24 protein-coding genes are annotated in these 26,316 nt (G+C 56.8%); 19 read left to right on the top strand and 5 right to left on the bottom strand.

Going from position 1 to position 26,316, the window contains the following annotated elements:
* Positions 1-3: 3 nt before the first annotated feature.
* From fkpB to K8I84_RS15140, 9 genes are all read left to right on the top strand, one after another.
* Positions 4-456 (top strand): FKBP-type peptidyl-prolyl cis-trans isomerase, encoded by a 453-nt coding sequence (fkpB, locus tag K8I84_RS15180; RefSeq protein WP_223795628.1) that lies wholly within the window; start codon positions 4-6, stop codon positions 454-456.
* Between the two features lie 38 nt (positions 457-494).
* On the top strand, positions 495-1,448 hold the full coding sequence (ispH, locus tag K8I84_RS15175; protein ID WP_223795627.1) for a 4-hydroxy-3-methylbut-2-enyl diphosphate reductase: 954 nt from the start codon (positions 495-497) through the stop codon (positions 1,446-1,448).
* Between the two features lie 211 nt (positions 1,449-1,659).
* Positions 1,660-2,265: a GspH/FimT family protein gene (locus K8I84_RS15170; protein ID WP_223795626.1), complete on the top strand. Its 606-nt coding sequence runs from the start codon at positions 1,660-1,662 to the stop codon at positions 2,263-2,265.
* 14 nt (positions 2,266-2,279) lie between these two features.
* Positions 2,280-2,819 carry a type IV pilus modification protein PilV gene (pilV, locus tag K8I84_RS15165; RefSeq protein ID WP_223795625.1) on the top strand — a complete coding sequence of 180 codons (540 nt, stop codon included), beginning with the start codon at positions 2,280-2,282 and terminating at the stop codon, positions 2,817-2,819.
* A gap of 50 nt (positions 2,820-2,869) precedes the next feature.
* Positions 2,870-3,925, top strand: coding sequence for a PilW family protein (locus tag K8I84_RS15160; RefSeq protein WP_263283186.1), 1,056 nt, complete (start codon positions 2,870-2,872; stop codon positions 3,923-3,925).
* Between the two features lie 10 nt (positions 3,926-3,935).
* Positions 3,936-4,418 carry a PilX N-terminal domain-containing pilus assembly protein gene (locus tag K8I84_RS15155; protein WP_223795623.1) on the top strand — a complete coding sequence of 161 codons (483 nt, stop codon included), beginning with the start codon at positions 3,936-3,938 and terminating at the stop codon, positions 4,416-4,418.
* 25 nt (positions 4,419-4,443) lie between these two features.
* The gene (locus K8I84_RS15150; RefSeq protein ID WP_223795622.1) at positions 4,444-4,815 is read left to right on the top strand and encodes a hypothetical protein; all 372 of its coding nucleotides are present in this window, start codon (positions 4,444-4,446) and stop codon (positions 4,813-4,815) included.
* Positions 4,816-4,826: 11 nt separating this feature from the next.
* Positions 4,827-7,703: a pilus assembly protein gene (locus K8I84_RS15145; RefSeq protein ID WP_223795621.1), complete on the top strand. Its 2,877-nt coding sequence runs from the start codon at positions 4,827-4,829 to the stop codon at positions 7,701-7,703.
* Complete coding sequence (locus K8I84_RS15140; RefSeq protein WP_223795620.1) at positions 7,704-8,129, top strand: type IV pilin protein; 426 nt, start codon at positions 7,704-7,706, stop codon at positions 8,127-8,129.
* Positions 8,130-8,196: 67 nt separating this feature from the next.
* Here K8I84_RS15140 and K8I84_RS15135 read toward each other — a convergent pair whose 3' ends face one another.
* From K8I84_RS15135 to K8I84_RS15125, 3 genes are all read right to left on the bottom strand, one after another.
* Complete coding sequence (locus K8I84_RS15135; protein ID WP_223795619.1) at positions 8,197-8,760, bottom strand: GspH/FimT family pseudopilin; 564 nt, start codon at positions 8,758-8,760, stop codon at positions 8,197-8,199.
* A gap of 109 nt (positions 8,761-8,869) precedes the next feature.
* The gene (locus tag K8I84_RS15130) at positions 8,870-10,255 is read right to left on the bottom strand and encodes a sigma-54-dependent transcriptional regulator (protein ID WP_223795618.1); all 1,386 of its coding nucleotides are present in this window, start codon (positions 10,253-10,255) and stop codon (positions 8,870-8,872) included.
* A 58-nt stretch (positions 10,256-10,313) separates the two neighbouring features.
* Complete coding sequence (locus K8I84_RS15125; RefSeq protein WP_223795617.1) at positions 10,314-11,957, bottom strand: sensor histidine kinase; 1,644 nt, start codon at positions 11,955-11,957, stop codon at positions 10,314-10,316.
* A gap of 92 nt (positions 11,958-12,049) precedes the next feature.
* Here K8I84_RS15125 and K8I84_RS15120 point away from each other — a divergent pair, with 92 nt between their 5' ends.
* Positions 12,050-13,714, top strand: coding sequence for an NAD+ synthase (locus K8I84_RS15120; protein ID WP_223795616.1), 1,665 nt, complete (start codon positions 12,050-12,052; stop codon positions 13,712-13,714).
* Positions 13,715-13,740: 26 nt separating this feature from the next.
* Here K8I84_RS15120 and K8I84_RS15115 read toward each other — a convergent pair whose 3' ends face one another.
* Positions 13,741-14,574 (bottom strand): outer membrane protein assembly factor BamD, encoded by an 834-nt coding sequence (locus K8I84_RS15115; RefSeq protein WP_223795763.1) that lies wholly within the window; start codon positions 14,572-14,574, stop codon positions 13,741-13,743.
* Between the two features lie 128 nt (positions 14,575-14,702).
* On the opposite strand from K8I84_RS15115, the gene rluD reads away from it, so the two are divergent.
* From rluD to clpB, 3 genes are all read left to right on the top strand, one after another.
* The gene (gene rluD / locus K8I84_RS15110) at positions 14,703-15,680 is read left to right on the top strand and encodes a 23S rRNA pseudouridine(1911/1915/1917) synthase RluD (RefSeq protein ID WP_223795615.1); all 978 of its coding nucleotides are present in this window, start codon (positions 14,703-14,705) and stop codon (positions 15,678-15,680) included.
* Positions 15,670-16,422: a peptidoglycan editing factor PgeF gene (gene pgeF / locus K8I84_RS15105; RefSeq protein ID WP_223795614.1), complete on the top strand. Its 753-nt coding sequence runs from the start codon at positions 15,670-15,672 to the stop codon at positions 16,420-16,422. Before rluD ends, pgeF begins: the two co-directional genes overlap by 11 nt.
* 163 nt (positions 16,423-16,585) lie before the next feature.
* Positions 16,586-19,162: an ATP-dependent chaperone ClpB gene (gene clpB, locus K8I84_RS15100; RefSeq protein ID WP_223795613.1), complete on the top strand. Its 2,577-nt coding sequence runs from the start codon at positions 16,586-16,588 to the stop codon at positions 19,160-19,162.
* Positions 19,163-19,232: 70 nt separating this feature from the next.
* On the opposite strand, the gene K8I84_RS15095 is transcribed toward clpB, so the two are convergent.
* Entirely contained in the window at positions 19,233-19,706 is a 474-nt protein-coding gene (locus K8I84_RS15095; protein ID WP_223795612.1) for a DUF4124 domain-containing protein, read from the bottom strand.
* 521 nt (positions 19,707-20,227) lie between these two features.
* Between K8I84_RS15095 and K8I84_RS15090 the strand changes: the two genes are divergently transcribed.
* The 6 genes from K8I84_RS15090 (at position 20,228) to K8I84_RS15065 (ending at position 26,191) form a co-directional block, all read left to right on the top strand.
* Positions 20,228-21,946 (top strand): acetolactate synthase 3 large subunit, encoded by a 1,719-nt coding sequence (locus K8I84_RS15090; protein WP_223795611.1) that lies wholly within the window; start codon positions 20,228-20,230, stop codon positions 21,944-21,946.
* Positions 21,947-21,948: 2 nt separating this feature from the next.
* Complete coding sequence (gene ilvN, locus K8I84_RS15085) at positions 21,949-22,440, top strand: acetolactate synthase small subunit (protein WP_223795610.1); 492 nt, start codon at positions 21,949-21,951, stop codon at positions 22,438-22,440.
* Between the two features lie 67 nt (positions 22,441-22,507).
* Positions 22,508-23,524, top strand: coding sequence for a ketol-acid reductoisomerase (gene ilvC / locus K8I84_RS15080; RefSeq protein WP_223795609.1), 1,017 nt, complete (start codon positions 22,508-22,510; stop codon positions 23,522-23,524).
* Between the two features lie 89 nt (positions 23,525-23,613).
* Complete coding sequence (gene pssA / locus K8I84_RS15075) at positions 23,614-24,459, top strand: CDP-diacylglycerol--serine O-phosphatidyltransferase (RefSeq protein ID WP_223795608.1); 846 nt, start codon at positions 23,614-23,616, stop codon at positions 24,457-24,459.
* 107 nt (positions 24,460-24,566) lie between these two features.
* Positions 24,567-25,541: a protein-methionine-sulfoxide reductase catalytic subunit MsrP gene (gene msrP / locus K8I84_RS15070; RefSeq protein ID WP_223795607.1), complete on the top strand. Its 975-nt coding sequence runs from the start codon at positions 24,567-24,569 to the stop codon at positions 25,539-25,541.
* Positions 25,541-26,191, top strand: coding sequence for a sulfite oxidase heme-binding subunit YedZ (locus K8I84_RS15065; RefSeq protein WP_223795606.1), 651 nt, complete (start codon positions 25,541-25,543; stop codon positions 26,189-26,191). The genes msrP and K8I84_RS15065 overlap by 1 nt, the downstream gene beginning before the upstream one ends.
* The last annotated feature ends 125 nt before the right edge of the window (positions 26,192-26,316 follow it).

The following is a 26,316-nucleotide window of genomic DNA, read 5'->3' as shown; positions in this document are numbered from 1 at the left end:
CCCATGAAAGAACTTCCCGTAGACAAGGGTACGCGAGTCAAGCTGCATTTTGCCCTGCGTATGGACGACGGTGAGGTCATCGATTCCACCTTTGACAAGGAGCCTGCGACCCTCGAAATCGGCGATGAAAATCTGCCTGAGAACTTCGAGGCATTGCTGATGGGCATGCAGGCGGGCGATCGCGATACCTTCCAGGTTCCGCCCGAGAAAGGCTTCGGTCAGCGTAATCCGAACAATCAACAGACGTTCAAACGCCATGAATTCAGCGCCGATATGGTGCTGGAGCCAGGGGTGGTCATTTCCTTTGCCGATGCCAGCCAGAGCGAGTTGCCCGGCGTGGTGATACGCGTTGAAGGGGACGAGGTGGAAGTGGACTTCAATCATCCTCTGGCCGGGCGTACACTGACGTTCGAGGTGGAAATTCTCGACGTCGAGCCAGCGAAACCGACGCACTGATTTCAAATTTTCCCATCGATTACCAGCGGGACACCAGCATGCAGATCCGACTCGCCAATCCCCGTGGCTTTTGCGCCGGCGTTGATCGCGCCATCGAAATCGTTAACCGCGCTCTGGACGTATTCGGCGCTCCGATCTACGTGCGTCACGAAGTGGTCCACAACAAGTTTGTGGTGGATAACCTTCGCGATCGCGGAGCCATTTTCGTGGATGAACTGCATGAAGTGCCGGACGACACGCTGGTGATCTTCAGTGCCCACGGTGTATCCCAGGCCGTGCAGAACGAAGCGGCCCGGCGTGGACTGAAAGTATTCGATGCCACCTGTCCGCTGGTCACCAAGGTGCATATGGAAGTGATGCGCTACAGCCGCGATGGACGGGAATGCATTCTGATCGGTCACCATGGCCACCCGGAAGTGGAGGGCACCATGGGACAGTACGATCACAGCAATGGCGGTGACATCTACCTGGTGGAGAACGAACAGGATGTTGAGAAGCTTGAAGTTCGTGACCCGGCTCGCCTTGCCTATGTCACCCAGACCACTTTGTCCATGGACGACACGGCCCGGGTGATCGACGCCCTGCGCGTCAAATTTCCGGACATCCAGGGGCCGCGCAAGGACGATATCTGCTACGCCACCCAGAACCGTCAGGACGCGGTAAAGCAGCTCGCGGGTGACTGTGACCTGATGCTTGTCGTCGGTTCCCCCAACAGCTCAAACTCCAACCGCCTCCGCGAGCTCGCCGAACGCATGGGCACCCCTGCTCACCTGATCGACAATGCCTCCCAGATTGATCCCTCCTGGCTTGATGGCAAGTTGTCAGTTGGTGTCACCGCTGGCGCTTCTGCCCCGGAAGTTCTGGTTAATGATGTGGTATCTCGCTTGCAGGATTTGGGTGGGGAAGCGCCTCAAGAGGTGGATGGGCGCGAGGAAAATATCGTGTTTTCCATGCCGAAAGAATTGAGGATCGATGTGGTTGAGGTTTCCTGATCTCCGGTCTCGTGCTCAGACCAGTAGCGCCTGAAGCTCTGGTCTGTGCGCTTGCAATTTCGCCCTTCTCCGGCTCAAAAATGTGAGCTTAATCCCATTTTTTTCCGCTGGTTAGCCGTTTATCCGCCATAAGCTTCCGCTTGTCGAATGCCACTGGTGAACTTGCCCCGTGTCCGAATAGCCTATAAGTCGGTCTTAATAGGAATCGACTATGTATCGGTATCAACGCGCTGCGGGTTTTACGCTCATTGAGCTGATTGTCACAATCATCATCATCGCGATTTTGGCAAGCCTTGCCATTCCGTCCTTTCGCGACACCGTCATGAACAATCGTCTGGCGGCCCAGGTCAACGAAACCACCAGCATGATCAGTTTTGCACGAAGTGAAGCCACCAAGCTACGCTCCGGCGTCGTTACGGCGTGTGGTTCGACCAATCTCGCCAGCTGTTCTGGCAATGCCGCCTGGGAAACCGGCTGGATTATTTTCCGGGATATTGACGGCGACCGGACCCTGGACGCGGGAGACGGTGATGCACTGCTGAAGGTAAGGGAGGTCCTTGATGGGGGCAACTCTCTGCGGCTGGTGGACGCCACCAGTGACAGCGGTAACTTTATTCAGTTTGCCAGTAACGGCTTTCCTATCCCCTCTGCCACGGGTAATGCCGCTGGTACATTTGTGATTTGTGATGATCGTGGTGCTGCTCAGGCCAGGGCGGTGGTTGTCGGGGTGTCCGGGCAGACCCGACTTGCCCGCGACAGCGGCGGCACTGCCGGAGTCCTCGATGACCATGATGGCAACGACGTTACCTGTCCATAAAGGGTGAGTTTCAGATGTTTAAAAAAAATCCTCAGGTATTCCGCCTTGTGAAAGGCCGTGCCGGTGGCCAGCGTGAAAAGGGTTTCACCTTGATCGAAATCCTGGTCACGCTGTTCATCCTCGCTATCGGATTGCTTGGCCTGGCCAGCCTGCTTTTTGAAGGTATGCTCAACAACCAGGGTGCCTATCTTCGCACCCAGGCCAGTATCCTCGCCTACGACATGGCTGACCGGATGCGGGCCAATAAAGATCAGGCCACCGCCTACGACAATTTCACTACCGACGGAGCATCAACAGCCCTCCCGGCCTGCGCCAGTCAAGCAGCCGGCTGTTCGGCTGCCGGCCTTGTTGATTACGACAAGGCCGCCTGGACTCGCCAGATCCAGAACGTTGGCAGCAACATGACCATGATCCCCGGCGGCATTGGCACCATCAGCCACGATGCCGCCACCAATACCTACACCATCAGCGTGCAGTGGCAGGAGGGCAGTCGGAGCAATGCTGCCGGCCAGATAGCCGGTGACAACTCCTACACCGTGAGCTTTACGCTGTGAGGGCAGAAACCATGAAATTGTTGGATGTTCGAAGGAACAGGCTTTTGAGAATGCAGGCAGGTCTCTCGCTGGTCGAGATGATGGTTGCCCTGACAGTCAGTTCGATACTTCTGCTTGGCATTTTTACCGTCTATATCGATTCCAGCCAGACATCCCGGCTTGCCAACTCCCTGGCACGGGTGCAAGAGTCCGGCCGGATTGGCACTGATATCATGGCTCGGGACATGCGGATGGTCGGTTTTCAGGGGTGTGCCGACCCGGATGATGTGACTTTGAATATCATCGCCGAAAATCCTCCGACGGGAAGTTTTTTCGACTCGACCCTTCGGGGCTGGGAAGTGGACGACGCCAGCTGGGCCGATGGCACCGAGTTTGATGGAACCAGCATCGAGACCCGCGCTGTTGTGGGTAGCGATGTCCTGGCGGTGCAGCGCGGGGAGTCGGTCGAAGTCGAGCTAACCGGTAACATGTCGGCCGACAACGCCAATATTCAGGTGCAGGGGTCTGACGTAGGGTTGTTCAGCCAGGGGCAAATTGTCCTTATTTCAGACTGTGAGGCGGCGGACCTGTTTCGGATTTCCAGTCAGCCCAGTTCTGATACCTGGGCCCATGCCAATAACGTGAATACCAGCAACCGACTGAGCCAGGCCTACACCGACTCGGCTCGAGTCATGCAGTTTTCCGCCACGGTGTACTTTGTTGCCGATACAGGCCGTGACGATGCCCGCGGCAACGACATCCGGGCCCTTTATAGGGCCACCAACAATCTGCTGAATGCTGCCACTCCCACGTTCCAGATTGATGAGATTGTGGAGGGTGTTGAGAGCATGCAGCTGGAATATGGTGAGCTCTTGCCAACCGGCAATGTTCGTTACGGAACCGCTGACCAGGTGGGCGATATGACCAATGTCATCACCGTTCGTGTCGGCCTGTTGATCAGTGACGCGGATGGATCCAGCAATTTTACCGACACCATCGATTACCCCCTGCCTGGGGAGACCATTGTCGCAGCAGGTGGCGCAGCAGCCGGTGCAGTGACGCATCCGGAAGATGACCGGGTTCGTCGTACCTTTATTTCCACCGTTATGCTTCGTAACCGCGACTAAAGGGGGAGTTATGAATCACCTGAAAACCACTGTCATGTCCAGGTACCAGGATGGGGCGGCATTGATTACCAGCCTGATCGTTCTACTGGTGCTGACTCTGATCGGTGTCGCGGGCATGAACTCGTCAATTATGCAGGAGCGTATGGCTGTTAACGCCCAGAACTCCAACCGTGCCTTCCAGGCGGCCGAGGCAACTGTCGGCGCACTCACCAATCAATTGAAGGCCAATAATCTCGATACACTCCGGGAGTCCATGCAGTCCGCCTCTGGTTACAGTAGTGAAGAGGCTCAGACCATAGATAGCTCCAATGGTGTTTCCGGCTCATATCAGGTTCGCTATCTCGGAGAAATTATCGTAACCAGCGGCACCTCGATGAATGCCGATGAGGGCTCAAACAATCTGAAAGGGTTTCGCTACGAGCTGATCGGTGAGGGTTCCATGGCCAACACCGGCGCTGAGGCCCGGGTGTTTAAAGGCGTCGAGTACTACTGAACGGCTAGTCATAGAGGGATTAGAAATGACGATGAAAAGAATGTGCAGTGTTTTTGTGGCCGGCCTGGTGCTCGGCCTGCTCTCCGTGACAGGTAACGCAGAGCAGGAGCGATCCATGCTGGATGGCGATTTGCTGGCTGCGGAAATCATGAGTGTTGAATTGGTGTTCAATTCCAGCGGCGAAGTCGTTCAGGTCCGGCTGGAAGATTGTGCGCAGTGCGAATTGCCCGGATACCTGCCGTCCCGAAAATTGCGTTTCTCTTATGGCGGGCAATCAGTCTCCTCCAGCCAGGTACGTAGCCTGAACGGAAATCCGGGGACCGTGGTTATCAACAGGGAAACCGGGATGGTTGAGCAAGTGATGTTTTGGCGTGGTCGCGGGGCGGAGGCAGAATAATGAAAACAAGCATGAGTCGTATTCTTACCACGGTGTGTTCCGCCGCTTACTTTTCCATGGCAGGGGTCGCTGCTGTGGCAGACGACACCGAAATTTTCTTCAACAACGCTCAGAACACCGTTAAACCCAATATCATGCTGATACTGGACGCGTCGGGGAGCATGGGAACGGAAGATGTCGATGGTGTGTCGCGTCTGTCGGTCATGAAAGATGCAGCCGAGGACCTGCTGGATAGTCTTTCCGGCGTAAACGTGGGTCTCATGGTGTTTGGCGGAAGTGAAGGTGCTTATTTCAAAGCGCCTGTGGCTGATATTGGTATTGAGGGTCGAGCCGACAGCTTGATCGGCCAGGTGAATGCTTTGACGGATAGTGGTGGTACTCCGTTGGCGGAGAGTCTGTTTCAGGCCATGCGGTACTATCAGGGCGAAGAAGTGTTCATTCGCGATACCGACGAGGACAATGGCGCCGTTTCGGGTGTTTCAAGCGGAGGCAGCTTCACCAGCCCGATCGAGTACTCCTGCCAGCCGAGCTATGCCGTTGTTCTGACAGACGGTGAGCCCAGTGCTCAGGACTATAACCATGAGCTCGATTTCGAGGGCGTCATCGGAGCCGATGCCTGCACCGATAACTGTCTTGATGAAATCGCGGAGTACATGTATGGCAACGACATGATTCCAGATGAGCTGCCCGGCGATCAGAAAGTGGTGACTTATACGGTCGGCTTTAAAACGGATCAAACTCTTCTGGCTGAGACCGCCAGAAAGGGCGGCGGGCAATATATTCTGGCGGACAACGCCGCAGAGCTTACCTCGGCTTTCGAGAGGATTGTTGAGGAAGTCAAGGCGCGCTCAACCACTTATGTGGCACCCGGGGTGGCGGTCAATACGTTTGACCGATTGAATCACCTGAACATGCTGTATTACGCCCTGTTCCAATCCGGTAAAGGCTCTATCTGGGATGGCAACCTGAAACGCTATGAGCTTGCGATCGCCACGGATCCGGACACGGGGGAGAAGACAGCCTATATTGAAGACGTCAACGGAAACGCGGCGATTGACCTGGCAACGGGCTTTTTCAAGGACACTGCCAAGAGCTGGTGGAGTCCGGTTGCAGATGGTGCAAGCGTAAGAAAAGGTGGCGCAGCCTCCCAGCTTCCGGCTACGGCGGCAAGCCGGGCGGTTTATTCCAACCTGAATGATCAGCGAAGCGATCTGTCCGACGCTTCCAATGCCGTTGTTGCGACTAATACCGAGTTGACCGGAGCGGACTTCGGCGATGCGTCCATGGCTGATGCGGATCTTGCGAAAATCATAAACTGGACGCGCGGCGTGGATGTCAATGACGAAGATGAAGATGCGGATACCACCGAGGGCCGGAAATTCCTCGCCGACCCCCTTCATTCGGTGCCTCAACTGGCGATCTATGATGCAACAACCGATCCCCAGGACATCACCATTTTCTACAGTGACAACCAGGGCTTTATCCACGGCGTGAACGGCGAAAGCGGGGCCAGCCATTTCTCCTTCATTCCGCGGGAACTTCTGGTAAACCAGCCTGCACTGATGAACAGCACTGATTCATCCTCCAAGCTCTATGGCATGGATGGCACTCTGGTTCAGTGGACCAAAGATGCCGATTACAATGGGAAAATCGATGGAAATGATGACTTCGTGCGCATCTTTGGTGGCATGCGCCGGGGCGGAAAGAGTTATTACGCTTTGGATGTCACCGACAGGACTTCTCCCGAACTGATGTGGTCCATCACTGGCGGCGTTGCCGGAACCGACTTTGCGGAGCTGGCACAGACCTGGTCCAAGCCGGTGAAAACCAAGGTGGAAATTGCAAATTCACTCCATGAAGTGCTTATTTTTGCCGGGGGTTACGATACCAATCAGGACTCTGTTTCGGTTCGAACTCCCGATTCGTCAGGTCGAGCCCTTTACATTGTTGATGCGGAAACGGGCGATCTGCTGTGGTGGGCGGGGCCAACTGATAGCGGTGCCACCCTGGAACTGGCCAATATGCAGTACAGCATTCCCGCCTCGCCAAGAGTTCTGGATGTCAACGGTGATGGCTTGGCAGACCAGGTTTATGTGGGTGACATGGGCGGCCAGATTTTCCGTTTTGATTTCACGAACGGCAATCGGCTGAGCGAATTCGCAACCGGAGGCCGGATTGCTGATCTGGCCGGAGAAGGCGAACAGAACAATCGCCGGTTCTATCACAGTCCGGATTTGTTCGGCATCAAGATTGGCGGTACGAGATATCTGGGATTGGTTATCGGTTCCGGTTATCAGGCAAGTCCTCTGGATGAGGCAGTAGATGATCGAATCTACATGCTGAAGATTGCAGCAGTCAGCAGCGCTCCATTGGATCCCGACGATCCGGACCAACTGGATGTTCTCTATGAAACGGCGACGGAAGCAGATCTTTATGACACTACCGACAACCTGATTCAACAGGGAACAGCGACTGAGAAAGAAGCGGCCGCTAATTCGCTCGCCGGTTCGAAAGGTTGGTTGATCAAACTGGAAAACGATGGTGAAAAAGTGCTGTCTGCGGCCACCACCATTAACAGTGAGGTGTTCATAACAACCTATGAGCCTGAGGTAAGTGAAAATCCTTGTCAGCCACCGACAGGTACTTCGCGCCTTTACCATATCTCGGCGCTGAACGGCAGTGCGGTTCGAAACTATGACGCTATCGGTGGGGACGCGAGCAACGAGCTAACAGCTACTGACCGGCCTGTCCTGGTGAATGTTCCGGGACTCCCGCCGTCGCCTCAGCGCATGCGGGTGGACGACACTGACGTTATTTGTGTGGGTACCGAGTGCCAGACGTTCGAAACTGTCAAAGGTGTTGTTGAAACCTACTGGTATGAGGACTAAATGGTGAGCAAGCTACGTCAGACCGAAAAGGGTTTTACGCTGATAGAGTTGATGATTGTGGTTGCGATCATTGGCATCATTGCCGCGATTGCGTATCCCAGCTATCAGAGCCAGGTCGATCGCACTCGCCGGGTTGATGGCCAGGGTGCGCTGATGGAGATGGCGGCTGCCATGGAACGTCATTTTGCAGGTAACAATAGCTACCAGGGGGCAGCAACCGGTGGGGGCGATACCGGTGCCCCTGCCATCTTCCCGGACGAGGCACCGGTGTCAGGTGACACCAAATACTATGACCTGACCATCCAGGCTGCGACAGCCACCACCTACACCCTCCGGGCCACGCCGAAAGGTGCCCAGGCGGGCGATGGGGTACTCGAGCTGGATTCAACAGGTGTAAAGCGTTGGAATGGGAATTTGGGCTGGTAATAGGATGGCCTTAGAGGCATTTCCTTTACCGTCATAAAAAGAGCCGGCAAAGCCGGCTCTTTTTCGTTCAGCAGCTGATGAGACCGCCCCAGGAAAGTCGTATTCTCCCATCGCGATCGTTGTCCTTCTCGACCCGGAAACGACCCGCCATATTGACGGGCATGTAACTCATGGTTCCCTCCGATGTATTGGTCGGGCAGAGCACCAGGCTGCCCATGGCCCCCGAACTCATGCCCTCGTCATTGAATCGGAAATAGCCTCGTCCGCCCGTTCGTGAGTTCAGAGAAAACGGAGCAAGTTCAATCCCGCTCTGGCTGAGGATTTCGCCATTATCAGGTCTGCGGTCCTTATCTTCGTCGACGAAGATCGAGACAGGGCGTTGCCAGTCGTCGACGCACTGACCGGTTGCGGACAGGGGGCAGACCGTTACCGTTTTTCGCAGACTGGCTGCGGACCATCGCGCGAAGGCGAAAAGTGAGTGGTAATGCTCCAGTATCGCTCTTTGCCGGGACTGGTTGACCCAGGTGCCCCAACTGTGTGTGGCGAGTCCTGACAGGATGCCGATGATCGCCAGAGTGACGACAAGCTCAAGCAGGCTAAAGCCTGCCGACCGGAAAAGTGGCATTCGCATAGTTACAGTCCTTGTAACAGTTAAACGAAAAATTGCAGCTAGCCGGCTTCCTGCCGGCTAGCTGGTCAGTATAGAGAGAGTTGATGTGGTCGGGGAGGGTTATCTGGGCCTAGTCCATATCGAGCTTCTTTAACCGATATCGCAAAGCCCGGAAGGTGATGCCCAGGCGCTTGGCCGCCGCCGTTTTGTTCCATCGCGTCGCTTCCAGCGCTTTCTCGATGGTCTTCCGTTCGATATCTTCCAGGTATCCTTCCAGATCTATATCGCCCTCGGGAATGGCGACTTCGGATGTGGGGGGCTGGTGGTCCCCGGCTGTTGCCCCGGGAACCGGCGTCTGGGTTCCGTTACCCAGTTGCAGGTCGGCAGCATCAATGGTGTCGTCATCACACAGGGTAAAGGCCCGCTCGAGGGCGTTTTCCAGCTCACGGACGTTGCCGGGAAATGCGTAGCCCTGAAGTCGATCCAAGGCCGCCGGGGTTAGGTGTGCCGGGGCGCATTCGTACTCGCGGGCGATGCGGTTCAGGATGTGGTCAGCGAGCAACGGGATATCATCGGCGCGCTCGCGCAAAGGCGGCACGGCCAGTTCGATGACGTTGATCCGATAAAACAGGTCTTGCCTGAAAAGCCCGTCCTGTACCAGTTGAGGTAGGTTCTTGTGAGTGGCGCTGAGCACGCGGATATCCACCGGCACTTCCTTGCTCTCTCCCACCGGTCGAACGGCTTTTTCCTGGATGGCTCGTAATAACTTCACCTGCATGGCCAGGGGCAGGTCCGCCACTTCGTCGAGGAAGAGGGTGCCGCCGCTGGCGGATCGGAACAGGCCCTCCTTGTTCTCCACGGCGCCGGTAAAACTACCTTTTTTATGGCCAAAGAATTCGCTTTCCATCAGTTCTGAGGGTATGGCGCCACAGTTCACTGCGATGAAGGGGCCATCCTCTCTTGGACCCTGCAGATGGATCATCCGGGCGACCAGTTCCTTACCACTTCCAGATTCCCCGCTGATAAACACCGGCGCCTGGCTACGAGCCAGTTTCTGGGTTTGCTTGCGCAGTTTGCGGATCTGGTCGGATTGGCCGAGGAGGAGGCCGGGCTCTTCGTCGTCGGGGGTCTGCTCCGCTTTCTGAGGCGCGAGTTTCAGAGCGCTGTTGATCAGCTCCCGGAGTCGGGGCAGTTCCACCGGCTTGGAAACAAAGTCAAACGCACCGGCCTTCAGTGAATCAATAGCGGCGTCCATGCTGCCGTACGCTGTAATAACGGCGACCGGTGTCGATGGAACGTGTTGCTGTATCCACTGGACCAGCTCAATGCCATTGCCGTCTGGCAGGTTCATGTCCGTCAGACAAAGATTGAAGGTCTGGTCGTTCAGCAGCCGGTAGGCGCTCGCCAGGTCAGGTGCAGTCTCGACGCTGATACCCATGCGAAAAAGCGTGATTTCTAGCAAATCACGAATATCCGGTTCGTCATCAATTATCAGAGCTGATGGGGCGTTAGTCATGGTTATCGAGTTGGTTCCTGGTCGAAATTCAGGCGCGCTTCCAGGGAAGGTGGCACCTTCAGATCAGTCGTCCCGGGTGGGCGAACGTGATGCGGAAACAGCAGCCCGGCTGGGCATCGTCCAATACGGACAAATGAGCCTGGTTAGACTCGCACAGTTCCCTGGCCAGATAAAGGCCAAGTCCTGTTCCGCTTTTGTCGGTCGTGAAGAAGGGCTCGAAGACGGAGCTTTTTTGCTCCGGATCGATGCCGGGTCCCTCGTCACGGATGTCGATATAGCTCCGCTCCCCGTCGGCCGATGTGCCGGCATGAATCTTAACCGAGTATCGGCCGGTTTTCTGGTGACTGTAGCGAAGCCCGTTATCACACAGGTTTATCATCACTTGTTCGAACTGGCTCTTGTCGAACCGGGCTGGTGGCAGGTTGTCATCAAAGGTGAGATCAATGGTCGCTGAGGCGCGATCACCGTCCTGGGTTTGCAGGTAGTCAGACACAAATTCTTGCAGCCAGTCTGAGAGGTCAATCTGATCAGCCTGCGCTACCTGTCGTCTAGACAGGTCCAGCACGTTCTCGATGATCCCATTCACGCGCCGGGAGTGACGTCGGATGATGTCCAGCATCCGATGATCCCCCTCAGAAAGCGTGGGGGATTCTTCCATTAACTGGGCTGCGTGACTTATGGCGCCCAGAGGGTTGCGGATCTCATGGGCAATCCCGGCCGTTAGTCTTCCCAAAGAGGCCAGCTTCATTTGCTGGGCCTGTTGGGTCACCTTACCTATGTCTTCTATGAATACCAGGATGTGATCCTTGCGGCTGACGTCCAGTTCCGTGAAATTGGCCTGCAGGCGCGGTGAGGTCGGAAATGGCTGAAAAGGTTCTATGCGTTGGCCGGGATTGCGAATCCAGGCCTCCAGCCCAAGTTTCAACGGTTGGGGCAGAACACGGCTTGGGGGCAGTTGCTGATTTGGGCTGGAGGGCGTCCCAAACAACAGTTCCTCGGCTGCCACATTGACCAGGCGAATCTGCCCATGGCGGTCGAGCACCAGAATACCGGTGCGCATCCGTTGGATGATCTGTTTGTTGATCTGCTCGAGTTCTTCAAGGCTCCGGGCCCTGCTACTGGCCAGGGCTTCGCTGCGCATCATTCGGCGGGAGACATACTGGAGCGTAAACGCGGCAGCAAAATACAGGATGCCCAGGGAGCCGGCGCGAACCAGATCGTCTGCGGATGCATCGAGAACCAACGTGGCCCAACCAGAGATGCCAAGGGAGCAGAGCGCGGCGAGTGCGGCATAGAAGGTACCGACCCGGGTCGGGGTCAGAATATTGCCGGCAGCAACCGAAATAATCACCAGGTTGGCGAGGCCGTTAGTAATCCCCGTGCTGGTAAAAAGCAGCCAGTGGATAATCAGGATATCGAGCAGGATGGACAGGATAATGTGTCTGCGGATTGGCTGGAAACCTGCCACAATAATCAGCGCGATGAAGGCGTTCAGGCCAAGGTATCCGGCGGAACCAGCGAGGTAATAGTCCGGCAGCCGGAACTGGGAGTCGAAGTTGACCGGATCGATCAACAGCAGCGCCAGCAGCATAATACTGACCACCAGCCGGTAATGGTTGTAGATACGAAACAGTTTCGCCTGCTGAGGCAGTGTGGGGGATTGGAGGGCTGGTCCCGCGAGGGACGGTTTGTCTACTGCCATGGGATAGAGAGTCCGCTGTTCGTATAAAGAAATCCTAGCTTCCGCCGGGTTATAATAGCCTTTTAGTGGCAATGAGTTACAGGAGCCGATTTATGTCCTCTTCCGGGAGTCGAACATCCCTCAACGCATCTCCCCAGAAACTGCGGGTCGTCATGGCTCAGCAAGACTTTTTGGTGGGCGATATTCCCGGGAATACGGACCTGGTGATCGAAACGGTCCGGCGCGCGGAACAGGAACATCAGGCTGATATCGTGGTGTTCCCGGAATTGTGTCTGACGGGGTATCCGCCGGAAGACCTGCTGTTGCGACCGAGCCTGGACCTGCGCGTCAGGGAAGCACTGGAACGAATCCAGGATGCCCAGCTGGCCCCTGCCATCGTCATTGGTGCCCCGGTTCGTGACGGGGCTTTGCTATACAACGCAGCGCTGGTGATCGAAAACGGACAGGTCACCGGGCGCTACTTCAAGCGGTATCCGCCTAATTATCAGGTCTTTGACGAAAAGCGTTATTTCGCCGAGGGGTGGGATCCGGTAGTCGTTGAGATTCGTGGTGTCCCAGTGGGGTTGACCGTCTGCGAAGACATCTGGCGGGAAGGCCCGGTTGAGGACGCGGCAGCCGCTGGCGCACGGTTAATTCTGAACATCAATGCATCGCCCTTCGATCTCGACAAGCAGGAACGACGCAAGGCGCTGATCGAGCGCAAGGCCCGGGAAAACCTGGTTAGCATTGTTTACCTGAACCTGGTGGGCGGCCAGGACGAACTGGTGTTCGACGGTGGCTCCATGGTGTATGACCATTCCGGTGAGTTGGCGGTGGAGGTGCCCCAGTTTGCGGAAGGACTCTATCCGGTTGATTTCCTGTATGAACACCATTGCCAGCCTATATCCCAGCCGCTGCCCGAGGCACAGAGCCTGGAAGCCAAGGTGTACAGTGCCCTGGTGACCGGTGTGCGGGACTACGTCAACAAAAACGGTTTCAAGTCGGTGGTGCTTGGCCTGTCGGGTGGCATTGATTCAGCCGTCACCCTGGCGGTTGCCGTTGATGCGCTGGGCAAAGAGCGGGTGCGTGCGGTCATGATGCCGTTCCGGTACACCTCCAGCATGAGCCTGGAAGATGCAGAATCAGAAGCCAACGCGCTGGACGTTCAGTACGACGTCTTCTCCATCGAGCCCATGTACGATGCCTTTATGGCCACCCTTGAGAAACCCTTCGAGGGCACCCGGCCGGATACAACTGAAGAAAATCTCCAGGCCCGCCTTCGTGGTGTGCTACTGATGTCGTTGTCCAACAAGTTCGGTTCGCTGGTGCTCACCACGGGCAACAAGAGCGAAATGGCGGTGGGGTATTCCACGCTGTATGGCGATATGGCCGGTGGTTTTGATGTGCTCAAGGATGTGCCAAAGACACTTGTGTTCCGGCTGGCCCGCTACCGAAACACTGTTTCCCCGGTCATACCGGAGCGGGTCATTACTCGCCCACCGTCCGCGGAACTGGCGCCGGATCAGAAAGATGAGGACAGCCTGCCCGGTTATGACGTGCTGGACCAGATTCTCAATCTCTACGTAGAGCGGGATCTGAGCGCCGATGCGATTGTTGCCGAAGGGTTTGATCGAGTTGATGTCGAGCGGGTCGTCCGCCTGGTGGATATCAATGAGTACAAGCGTCGCCAGGCCCCGATTGGGGTGCGGATTACCGAGCGAGGCTTTGGCAAGGACCGCCGCTATCCCATTACCAATGGTTGGAAGAGCGGCAAGTAAGCGGGCAGGCGTTCGGGGGCGACGACTCAGTCGTCGCCCATCAGGCCGAAGGTCACCACGTTAGACAGGGAGCGGCTTTCAGCGTTGAGCAGGTTTGCTTCGAACTCACCCTGCGGATTGAACGCCTTGCTCTCCGGGAAGTTTTGCTTGAGCAGTGCAATAGCATCCTGTGAGTCCTCTGGCAGCTCCAGGGCCCGGAAGGTTTCCGCCATGATCACCAATGCTTCCTCCACAGACGGCGTGGTCGGGAAGTTTTCCACCACGTAACGGGCACGGTTGTTCGCCGCTACGTAGGCGCTTCGCTTGATGTAGTATCGGGCAGTATAGATTTCCAGCTCTGCCATGCGGTTGCGGATGGCAACCATGCGCTGGCGGGCGTCAGCGACATACTGGCTCTCGGGGTACCGGTTCAGGAGTTCAGAGAAATCCCGAAAGGCTTGCTCCTGTTCACCGGGGGACCGGGCGCCCACATCGATCGGGAAATAGCGGGCCGCTAACCCAAGGTCCAGATTGTAGGACGCCAGTCCTCGCATATAGAGCGCGTAATCGGCGTGATCGCTCTGGGGATTCAGGCGCAGGAAGCGGTCAGCCGCAGCACGGGCGCCTTCCAGGTCCAGGTTCTGGTAGCGGGCGAAAATCAGGTCAAGCTGCGCCTGTTCAGCGTAACGGCCGAACGGGTAGTAGGTCTCCAGAGCGTCCAGGTTCTCCTCGGCTTCGGTAAAGTTGCCGGAGTTCATGGCCTCGCGAGCGTTCTCGTAGTAAGTCTTCTCCGGCAGCACCTCCTCCTGTTGATTGGAGGCGCAGGCACTGACCAGAACGACCATAGTGGTCAGTAGCAATGAACGAACAACTGATCTCATGCCGGAATCCCGTATAATGTTGATGAGTTCAAAAGAGACGCCATTGTAGCGGGGATGTCGCCGGATGTGCAGAGTGGTCTGGCCTTTTGATTCAATCATACGAAACCTACATCGGCCCTGGGGGCTTAATGTCATCTGAAAACCGAATTACAGCCAGTTTTGCGGTGCCACCCGAACTGAGCGATCGACGCCTGGATCAGGCCGCCGCCGAACTGATGCCCGAGCATTCACGCTCCCGCCTTCAAAGCTGGATCAAGAGCGGTGCTTTGACCGTGAATGGCGAAAAGCGCAAACCCCGTGACAAGGTCATGCTCGATGATCAGATTAATCTTGATGCGGAGCCCGAGGCACAGGTCAGTTGGGAAGCCGAGGACATCACCCTGGATATCGTCTACGAGGATGAGCACCTGCTGGTCATCAACAAACCGGCGGGATTGGTGGTGCACCCGGCAGCAGGACATGCGGCTGGCACTCTGGTGAACGCCCTGCTCAATTACGCGCCGGAAGTGGAGAATCTGCCCCGTGCGGGGATTGTCCATCGTCTGGATAAAGACACCTCAGGCATTATGGTGGCGGCGCGCAGTCTGGTTGCCCACACATCGTTAGTCGATCAGCTGCAGACCCGAACCATGGGGCGGGAATACGATGCTGTGGTGGTCGGGGAACTGACCGGCGGTGGAACCGTAGATGCGCCCATTGGTCGTCACCCTCGGGAACGCAAGAAAATGGCGGTGGTGGCCTCCGGCAAACCGGCCGTCACCCACTATCGCTTGGCGGAGCGGTTTGCTGCCCATACCCATATCCGATGCAAGCTGGAAAGCGGTCGGACCCACCAGATCCGGGTGCACATGGCGCACGTCAAGCACCCGCTGGTCGGAGATCCTCTCTACGGTGGGCGCCTGCGCCTGCCGAAGGGAACCACCGAAGAACTCCGGGAGGCTCTGGCGGCGTTCAACCGGCAGGCACTCCATGCCCGGCAACTGACGCTGGAACACCCGGAATCTGGCGAGATCCTCTCCTGGGAAGTGCCTCTGCCAGAGGATATGCAGGCCCTGCTGGCGGCCCTGCGCAAACACGTCGAAGACCTGGCGAGCGATGTCTACTGATCTCCCCCTGATCACGCCTGACTGGCCGGCACCTGCCAGGGTGCGGGCCGTCTGCACAACTCGTGCGGGCGGTGTCAGTGAGGTGCCCTGGCAGTCGTTGAATCTGGCCATGCATGTGGGGGACGATCCTTCCCGCGTGGACGTCAACCGACGGCGGCTGGCGGGCCACCTGAACCTCGAGCCAGAGGCTTTTGGATGGCTGGATCAGGTGCACGGTACCGATGTGGTGGAGCTCCCCGTCGCGCCGCGAGTTCCCAGTGCGGATGCTGCCATGACGGTCCACTCGCGACAGGTGTGTGCGATTCTGACCGCCGATTGCCTGCCGGTATTGTTATGTGATCGCGCTGGCAACCAGGTGGCTGCCGCCCACGCCGGATGGCGGGGGCTTTGTCAGGGGGTGCTGGAAAATGTGATTGGTCAGTTCCGCTCGTCCCCTGCCGAGCTGTTGGCTTGGCTTGGGCCGGCAATTGGTCCTGAGCGGTTTGAAGTTGGGCCTGAAGTTCGCGAGTCCTTTCTCGCTTCCAACCCGCTCGCCGAAAAGGCCTTTCACAAGCAGGGCGCCCGCCCCGGCCATTACATGGCAGATCTATACCAGTTGGCTCGCATCCGGCTGTCTGCGCTGGGGGTGACGTCGGTTTTCGGTGAGCCAGTGTGCACGGTTTCAGACCCTTCCCGTTTTTACTCCTACCGGCGAGATGGCCAGACCGGTCGTATGGCCAGCCTGATTTGGCTCACCCCCTGATTCGCTCTTCCTCAAGAGTATGATGCCGATCAATTTTTCAGCAGCTTGATTGTTCCCCTGCTTGAAGTCGCTCTGCGTGCCCCTACATTTACTTTCAAAGCATGATGGGTGTGGAGGCGTCGATAAGCCGACACCCGGGCAACTCAATTGGGGATACGAGTTTATGAGAATTGATAAGCTGACCAGCCGGTTACAGACGGCGTTAGCCGATGCCCAGTCCCTCGCGGTGGGTAAGGATCACAACTTTATCGAGCCTCTGCATTTGATGCAGGCACTTTTGGATCAGGACGGTAGCTCCATCAAACCCCTGCTAAAGCAGGCCGGCTGTGAGCCCGGCAGAGTTCGTCAGGCGGTGGCCCGGGAACTCGAAAAATTGCCCGAAGTTCAGGGCTCGGCAGGCGACGTGTCCATGTCCAACGACATGGGGCGTTTGTTCAATATTGCAGACAAGCTGGCGCAAAAGCGTAAGGACCAGTTCATTTCCAGTGAGCTTATGCTGCTGGCGGCCCTGGAAGACCGTGGCACCCTTGGCCGGGTGCTGAACGAACAGGGGCTGAACAAAGCGGCCTTGGAAAAAGCTATTGATGAGGTGCGTGGTGGGGAAGCAGTGAATGATCCGGGCGCCGAAGAAAGCCGTCAGGCGCTGTCCAAGTACACCATTGACCTGACCGAGCGAGCGGAGTCCGGGAAGCTGGACCCGGTGATTGGCCGGGATGATGAAATCCGCCGGACCATTCAGGTGCTCCAGCGTCGCCGGAAGAACAACCCGGTTCTGATCGGTGAGCCCGGCGTGGGCAAGACCGCCATTGTTGAGGGTTTGGCCCAGCGCATCGTCAACGGCGAAGTGCCCGAAGGCCTGAAAGACAAAAAAGTGCTCTCTCTGGACATGGGTGCCCTGATTGCCGGTGCCAAATTCAGGGGTGAGTTTGAAGAGCGCTTGAAGGCCGTGTTGAACGAACTGGCCAAGCAGGAAGGTCAGATCATCCTGTTCATCGACGAAATCCACACCATGGTTGGTGCCGGTAAAGCTGAGGGCTCCATGGATGCGGGCAATATGCTCAAGCCAGCTTTGGCCCGCGGCGAGCTTCATTGTGTGGGCGCCACCACGCTGGACGAGTACAGGGAAAACATTGAAAAAGATGCCGCCCTTGAGCGTCGTTTCCAGAAAGTATTGGTGAGCGAACCAACCGAGGAAGACACCATTGCCATCCTGCGGGGGCTGAAAGAACGCTACGAAGTTCACCACGGGGTCGAAGTGACCGACGGCGCCATCATCGCCGCGTCCAAGCTGTCCCATCGTTACATCACCGACCGTCAGTTGCCGGACAAGGCCATCGATCTTGTGGATGAGGCAGCCAGCCAGATTCGTATGGAGATGGATTCCAAGCCGGAAGCGCTGGACCGTCTGGAGCGCCGCCTGATTCAGCTCAAGATTGAGCGTGAAGCCTTGAAGAAGGAAACGGATGCGGCGTCCAAGAAGCGTCTGGATGAGCTGTCCGACGTGATCTCCGGAATTGAGCGCGAATACGCGGATCTTGAAGAGGTCTGGAACACCGAGAAGGCGGCGTTGCACGGCTCTCAGAAGATCAAAAGCAAACTTGAGCAGGCGCGTATTGATCTTGAAAATGCTCGCCGTGCTGGTGACCTGGGCCGCATGTCCGAACTCCAGTACGGACAGATCCCCGAGCTGGAGCGGCAGCACGACATGGCCAGCCAGGCGGAAATGATGGAGATGAAACTCCTGCGTAATCGCGTCACCGATGAGGAAATCGCCGAAGTGGTCTCCAAGTGGACCGGTATCCCCGTGTCCAAGATGCTGGAAGGTGAGCGCGACAAATTGATGCGTATGGAAGAGGCCCTGCACGAGCGGGTCATTGGTCAGGATGAGGCGGTTGAGGCCGTGGCTAATGCGGTTCGCCGTTCCCGGGCCGGGTTGTCTGACCCGAATCGTCCTAACGGTTCGTTCCTGTTCCTCGGGCCAACCGGTGTGGGTAAAACCGAGCTGTGTAAATCCCTGGCGTCATTCCTGTTTGATACCGAAGAGGCCATGGTGCGGATCGATATGTCCGAGTTCATGGAGAAACACTCGGTGGCAAGGTTGATCGGTGCGCCTCCCGGCTACGTCGGGTATGAAGAGGGGGGTTACCTGACGGAAGCGGTTCGTCGTCGGCCTTACTCGGTACTGCTGCTGGATGAGGTGGAGAAAGCCCACCCGGATGTCTTCAACATCCTGCTGCAGGTCCTGGAAGATGGTCGCCTGACCGATGGCCAGGGTCGGACAGTGGATTTCCGGAACACCGTCATTGTTATGACTTCCAACCTGGGCTCAGACATCATCCAGCAGAAGGCGGGTGAGGAAAACTACGAGTCCATGAAGAACGCGGTGATGGAGGTGGTTGGTACGCACTTCCGGCCGGAGTTCATCAACCGTGTGGACGAGGTTGTGGTCTTCCATCCGCTGGCGGAAAGCCAGATTCAGGGCATTGCGCGGATTCAGATCGAATCCCTGAACAAGCGCCTGAAGGAGCAGGATATCGCTCTGGAGCTGGATGATACCGCGATGGAGTTCCTGTCCGAGGTGGGGTATGACCCGGTGTATGGCGCGCGTCCGTTGAAGCGGGCTATTCAGCGGCTGATCGAGAACCCGTTAGCCCAGCGGTTGTTGCAGGGCGAGTTCGTGCCCGGAGACACAATCCATGGCACCGTCAGGGACCACAATTTGGAGTTTGTGAAGGCCTGAAACGCAAGCGGGGTATCCGGACCGGATACCCCGCTGTATTTGCCTTAATCGATAGGCGTCGCCAAAAGGATCAGTTGGCAGCCGTGGTCTTTTCCGGGCCGCAGTTTTCTTCGGCGACTTGCTGGAATTTCTGGCGCTGTTCGGCGATTTCTTCCGGTGACAGGTAGCGTTTCTCGCCATTGTCTTCAACATGAATGCGGGCGTTGCTGTCAATCACCTTCAGGTTGCTGCGGGCTGTTTCACAGTTGGCCGCGCGCTGCTTTTCTCTGGCTTCCATTTCAGCCCGCTCACGGGCGGTCAGGTTTTCCTTTTCCTTTTCTTTTTCCATGTCGGCCAGCCGCTCCTGCGGACTTGCTTTCTGGCTGGCGGCGCTGGCGGGAACGCCGGCACGCACATTCACGCGTTCCGCGGACTTGCCCGTCGGCTGCCGATCCCCGAAGTGCGTTACCCCATTTTCATCAGTCCACTTGTAAACTGATGCGCTCATTGAAATGCCCGGTACAACGGCCAGCAAGGCGGCCAGCGTCAGAATCTTCTTATTCATGGGTACATCCACTCGGTGTTTACTACTCCCGGTTCCAGGGGAGACCCTGACAGGCCGGGTACTGTTCTTGAATGACTGACCGCTATCATGCCACTCAACACAGCAGATTTCTTCCATCTGGTTCAAAACTCTGTTCTGGTTTTGTTTCCGAGTGTGGCCGGCCTATCGTTTCGCAGCCAAATCAAAGCTAACTGACCTATTGACAGGGAGTTTCCCGCTGTCAGAATTACCGTTTGCCTGAGGACTGGGGTCAATACGGCAGGCAATCCCGAGCGAGTATCCCCCATCACACACCACACCCAACGCTCTGCGCATGATGTTGCAGGGTGGTTGTTGCTGACACGCAACCCGTTGATTGGTCGTTCTCCGCAACCCTCAGGAGGGCGGCTGGCCAGGAGACAACCTCTGATCAGGGTGTGGAGGAGCAGTCGGTTCCGCTTTCACAAGAAGCAGGGAAACCGTGAATCCAGGCAACCGGGCAGGAGCCCGGAACATTCACAATTAGAAGAGGGTAGAAAACCGTGGAGTTATTGTCTGGCGCCGATATGCTGATCCGGTCCTTGCAGGACGAAGGTATCGAATACATATACGGCTATCCGGGTGGTGCAGCACTTCATATCTATGATGCGCTGTTCAGACAGGACAAGGTCAAACACATCCTGGTTCGACACGAGCAGGCAGCGGTCCATATGGCCGATGGCTATGCCCGTGCAACCGGCAAGCCGGGTACCGTTCTGGTCACCTCCGGCCCCGGAGCCACCAACACCATCACCGGCATCGCGACCGCGTTTATGGATTCCATCCCCATGGTCGTTCTGTGTGGCCAGGTGGCATCCACACTGATCGGCGAGGATGCGTTCCAGGAAACCGATATGATCGGTGTCTCCCGGCCGGTGGTGAAGCACAACCTCAGCGTGCGTCATCCGGAAGAAATCCCGGAAGTGATTCGCAAGGCGTACTACATTGCGGCAACCGGCCGTCCCGGCCCGGTCGTGGTGGATATCCCCAAGGATATGACCACCCCCAACGAGCGCTACGAATACGCCTATCCCAAGAAGGTCAAACTGCGCTCCTATAACCCGGCCATTCGCGGCCATGCCGGCCAGATCAAGAAAGCGGTGGATATGCTGCTGGCAGCCCGTCGACCGGTGATCTACGCCGGTGGTGGCGTGGTGCTGGGCAAGGCGTCCGATCAACTGACCGAGCTGGTTCGCAAGCTCGGGTACCCGATCACCAATACCCTGATGGGGATTGGCTGTTATCCGGCAAGCGACAAGCAGCATCTGGGTTGGCTCGGCATGCACGGAACCTACGAAGCTAACATGGCGATGCACCATGCCGATCTGATTCTGGCGATCGGTGCGCGCTTTGATGATCGTGTGACCAATGCCACCGAGAAGTTCTGCCCGGGCGCCCGCATCATCCATGTGGACATTGATCCGGCCTCGATTTCCAAAACCGTGGAAGCCGATGTGCCCATCGTGGGCCCGGTGGATGCAGTGCTGAAAGAAATGCTGTCGCTGGTCAAGGAGAGCAAGCAGAAGCCTGACGCGGACGCGATTGCGGCCTGGTGGAAGCAGATCGAGGAGTGGCGGGCGTTTCATGGCATGCGTTACGAGACCAGTGACGACGTCATCAAGCCGCAAGAGGTGATCGAAATCCTCCACAGGCTCACCAATGGCGAGGCGTTTGTCACCTCCGATGTTGGTCAGCACCAGATGTTTGCCGCGCAATACTACAAGTTCGACAAGCCCAACCGGTGGATCAACTCCGGTGGTCTCGGCACCATGGGCTTTGGCCTGCCGGCTGCCATGGGCGTCAAGCTGACTCATCCGGATGATGAGGTTTTGTGTATCACCGGCGAAGGCAGTATCCAGATGAACATTCAGGAACTGTCCACCTGCAAGCAGTACAACCTGCCGGTGAAAATCATCAACCTCAACAACCAGGCCCTGGGTATGGTGAAACAGTGGCAGGACATGAACTACGAGTCCCGCCATTCCCAGTCCTACATGGAATCTCTGCCGGACTTCATCAAGCTGGCGGAATCCTATGGCCATAAAGGCGTTCGGATTGAGAAGAAGGCAGAGCTGGAGTCTAAGTTGAAAGAAGTTCTGGCCATGAAGGACGAGCTGGTATTCGTGGACATCTACGTGGATCGGTTTGAACACGTCTATCCGATGCAGGTCGCTCGTGGCTCCATGAAAGATATGTGGCTCAGCAAGACGGAGAGGGTGTGATCATGCGTCGAATCATTTCTGTTTTGCTGGAAAACGAGCCTGGAGCACTGTCCCGCGTGGTGGGGCTTTTCTCCCAGCGTAACTACAACATTGAAACCCTCACGGTCGCTCCGACAGAAGATGAGACCCTGTCCCGGCTCACGGTGACCACAACCGGTTCCGACAAGGTCATCGAGCAGATCACCAAGCAGCTCAACAAGCTGATTGAAGTGGTCAAGCTTGTAGACCTGACGGAAGGCGCCCACATTGAGCGGGAGCTGATGCTGATCAAGCTCAAGGCCACCGGGTCCCAGCGTGCGGAAATCAAGCGCACCGTGGACATCTTCCGGGGGCAGATTGTCGATGTCACCAGTTCGGTGTATACCGTCCAGCTGGCTGGCGACAGCGAGAAGCTCGATGGCTTTATCCAGGCGGTGGGTACCTCCGGTGTTCTGGAGGTGGTACGGTCCGGGGTTTCAGGTATTGCACGCGGCGAGAAAGTGCTCAGCCTTTAACAACCGACAACGAACATATTTAAAACACGTGGCCCGCTGAGGCCAATACTAAGAACAGAGGTTTCACATGCAGGTTTATTACGATAAGGATTGCGATCTTTCCATCATCCAGGGCAAGAAAGTTGCCATCATCGGTTTCGGTTCCCAGGGTCACGCGCACGCGTGCAACCTGAAGGATTCCGGTGTTGACGTAACGGTGGGTCTGCGCCCGGGTTCTTCCTCCATTGCCAAGGCGGAAGCCTACGGCCTGAAGACCAGTGACGTTCCGTCTGCAGTAGCTGCAGCCGATGTGGTGATGGTTCTGACCCCAGACGAGTTCCAGGCGCAGCTGTATAAGGCGGAAATCGAGCCGAACCTGAAGCAGGGCGCTACTCTGGCGTTCGCCCACGGTTTCGCGATTCACTACAACCAGATCGTTCCCCGCAAGGATCTGGACGTGATCATGGTGGCGCCGAAGGCTCCGGGTCACACCGTGCGCACCGAGTTCACCAAGGGCGGCGGTATTCCTGACCTGATCGCCATCTTCCAGGACGCATCCGGCAGCGCCAAGAACCTGGCCCTGTCCTATGCAAGCGGCATCGGTGGCGGTCGTACCGGTATCATCGAAACCACCTTCAAGGACGAGACTGAAACCGACCTGTTCGGTGAGCAGGCGGTCCTGTGCGGTGGCGCGGTAGAGCTGGTAAAAGCAGGCTTCGAAACCCTGACCGAGGCAGGCTACGCTCCGGAGATGGCCTACTTCGAGTGTCTGCACGAGCTCAAGCTGATCGTTGACCTGATGTACGAAGGCGGTATCGCCAACATGAACTACTCCATCTCCAACAACGCGGAGTATGGTGAGTACGTGACCGGTCCTGAGGTGATCAACGAGCAGTCCCGCGAAGCCATGCGTAACGCACTCAAGCGTATCCAGAGCGGTGAATATGCCAAGATGTTCATCTCTGAAGGCGCTCTGAACTATCCGTCCATGACGGCACGTCGTCGCCAGAATGCTGCTCACGAAATCGAAGTGGTGGGCGAGAAGCTGCGTGGCATGATGCCGTGGATCTCTGCGAACAAGATCGTAGATAAAGAAAAGAACTGATCGGAAATTCGAACAGTTCAGGAAAGCGCGGCTCGGGTAGCCGCGTTTTTCGTATATACTCCGCCCAAACGCTTTCCGGAGTGATGGCAATGACTGACGAAAAGAAATCTGCTGATATGGAGCCTGAGAGTTCACCATCGGCAAACACTGAAAAGCAAACCTCGGAAGACGAGTTGCAGATTTTCGAGGTGGTCGAAGAGGAGTTGGTTGAGGGCGCCCCGGTTCGTCGCAAGGGGATTTATTTGCTGCCCAACTCACTCACCACCGCGTCACTGTTTTCGGGTTTTTACGCCATCGTGTCTGCGGCAAATGGCGTATTTGATAACGCCGCCATCGCGATCTTTGTATCGATGATTCTCGATGGGCTCGATGGGCGTGTCGCCCGTATGACCAATACCCAAAGCAAGTTTGGTGAGGAATACGACTCGCTGGCGGACATGGTTGCCTTCGGCGTGGCCCCCGGACTGGTGGCTTTCTTCTGGTCCCTCAATAATCTTGGCAAGGTCGGTTGGGCCATCACCTTTATCTATGTCGCGGGTGCGGCTTTGCGCCTGGCTCGTTTCAATACCCAGATCGGGTCGGTCGACAAAAAATACTTTGTCGGTCTCGCCAGTCCATCGGCAGCCGCCTGTGTTGCTGGCCTGGTGTGGTGCTTCCATCAGTTCGAGCCGTCGTCGTGGCTAACCCTGTTGACCATGGTGGTGGTCGGTGGCACGGGCATATTGATGGTCAGCAACATTTTGTACCGAAGCTTCAAGGATTTGAATCTCCGTGGGCGTGTACCGTTTGCTGCTATTCTGTTGGTGGTGCTGATCTTCGTGGTGATCGCACTTGATCCCGCGACCGTACTGTTCAGCATCTTCCTGATGTACGCGTTGTCCGGCCCGGTTCGTGCAATCTTTCGGAAAAAACCGCGCCGCAGTGCTGGCGGCTGATTAAAGTCCCAGAGTTCCCGGTGATAACAACGCCGGGAATTCCGCCGGCAGGCTCCGGTCAACCGCGTCAGTTGTTATGAACTGAATGGCCGGACCGGAGAATGCCGATGCCTATCCACAAGCGCCCTTCCTGGGCACTTCCGTACTCCGCAGTGACGCCCGAGCGCGTCTTTCTCAATCGCCGAACGTTCATGGCCGGTCTTGCCATCGGCACGGCGGGCCTGTGTGCGCCGATGAGTTTATCTGCGGCCTTTCGTCCGGATTCGCTCGAAGACCTGGATTTCACGCCGGCGCCGGACTTCTCCACCGATGAGGAAAAAACCCCTTTCGAAGATGTGGTTCGCTACAACAATTTTTATGAATTCGGCACAGGAAAGGACGATCCCGTCCGTTACGCCCATGAAATGAGCGTCGATCCCTGGTCGGTGGTGGTTGATGGGGAGTGTGGCAAGCCGGGGACCTATGCTTTGGAGGATCTGGTAAAACCACACACCTTGGAAGAGCGGGTATACCGACTGCGCTGCGTGGAAGCCTGGTCGATGGTGATTCCGTGGATTGGAATTCCCCTCGCAGACATGCTGAAGCGATTCGAACCTACCTCCCGGGCCAAGTTTGTGTATTTCGAAACCCTGCATGAACCGGATGAAATGCGCGGGCAGCGGTCGTTGTTCAGTACCATCGACTGGCCTTACCGGGAAGGCCTGCGTATGGACGAGGCGATGAACGAACTCAGCTTCATGGCCGTTGGCTTGTACGGAAAGACCCTGCCAAACCAGAATGGTGCGCCGATTCGACTTGTCGTGCCCTGGAAATATGGCTTCAAGAGCATCAAGTCAATCGTCCGAATCCGCTTCCAGGAAGATCAGCCCGCAACCACCTGGGAAATGATTGCCCCCCAGGAATACGGCTTCTACGCCAACGTGAATCCTGAGGTAGACCATCCTAGGTGGAGTCAGAAGCGGGAGCGTCGTCTCCCGTCGGGGTTGCTCAGCCCAAACTGGGTCGAGACGCAGAAATTCAATGGTTATGGTGAGCAGGTAGCGCATCTCTACAAGGGGATGGACCTGCGGCGATTTTACTGATGGAGCTCTCTGGCTGGCGTCAAAGTCGGGCCTTCCTGCTGTGCTTTCGGGTGGGTGTTGCCCTGTTGGCGTCAGTGCCACTGTTTGTGCTGATCGGGCGCATAGCCTCTGGAAATCTTGGTCCGGATCCTGGTCAGGAAGTGACGCAGGCCCTTGGTATAGCCGCGTTTCAGTTGTTAATAGCCACACTGTGTATAACTCCGATGCAGCGTTGGACGAGGTGGGCTGGCTGGATTCGGGTGCGCCGAATGCTGGGGCTGTTCGCCTTTTTCTACGCCTGTCTGCATGTGCTGTCGTTTTTGCAGTTTATTCTGGGGTGGCAGGACCTGTGGGCTACCTTCACCAAGCGCCCGTACATTGTTGCGGGGTCAGTTGCCTTTTTGGTCCTGGTGCCGCTGGCACTGACATCCACGAAGGGGATGATGAGGCGCCTGGCCTCTGACTGGAAACGGTTGCATCGCCTCATCTACGTGTCGGTCGTTGCGGCCTGGATTCATTTCATCTGGCAGGCGCGGAGCGACGTGGGTGAGATGGTGGTTTATGGCGTGCTCATCGGAGGATTATTGTGGCTCCGTGCTCGCTGGAACGGGTGGGGCGTTCTCGTTCCGTTTGTTCGAAATCCAAGAGTGGTCAAACGCCGATCAATATGAGCGAAATATGAGCGACCTTGAGGTGTCGCTGTAGGTGGAAACCGAAGCATCGTGAGAAATGTCAAAATCCGGCGTTGACAGTTTTCCTGAGGGCTGTAGAATGCGCCCCACTTCTGACGGACACG

The organism is Marinobacter sp. F4216 (assembly GCF_019931195.1).
Taxonomy (GTDB): domain Bacteria; phylum Pseudomonadota; class Gammaproteobacteria; order Pseudomonadales; family Oleiphilaceae; genus Marinobacter; species Marinobacter suaedae.
Note: the sequence above shows the minus strand (reverse complement) of the source record. Positions and strands in the feature narration are given on the sequence as shown.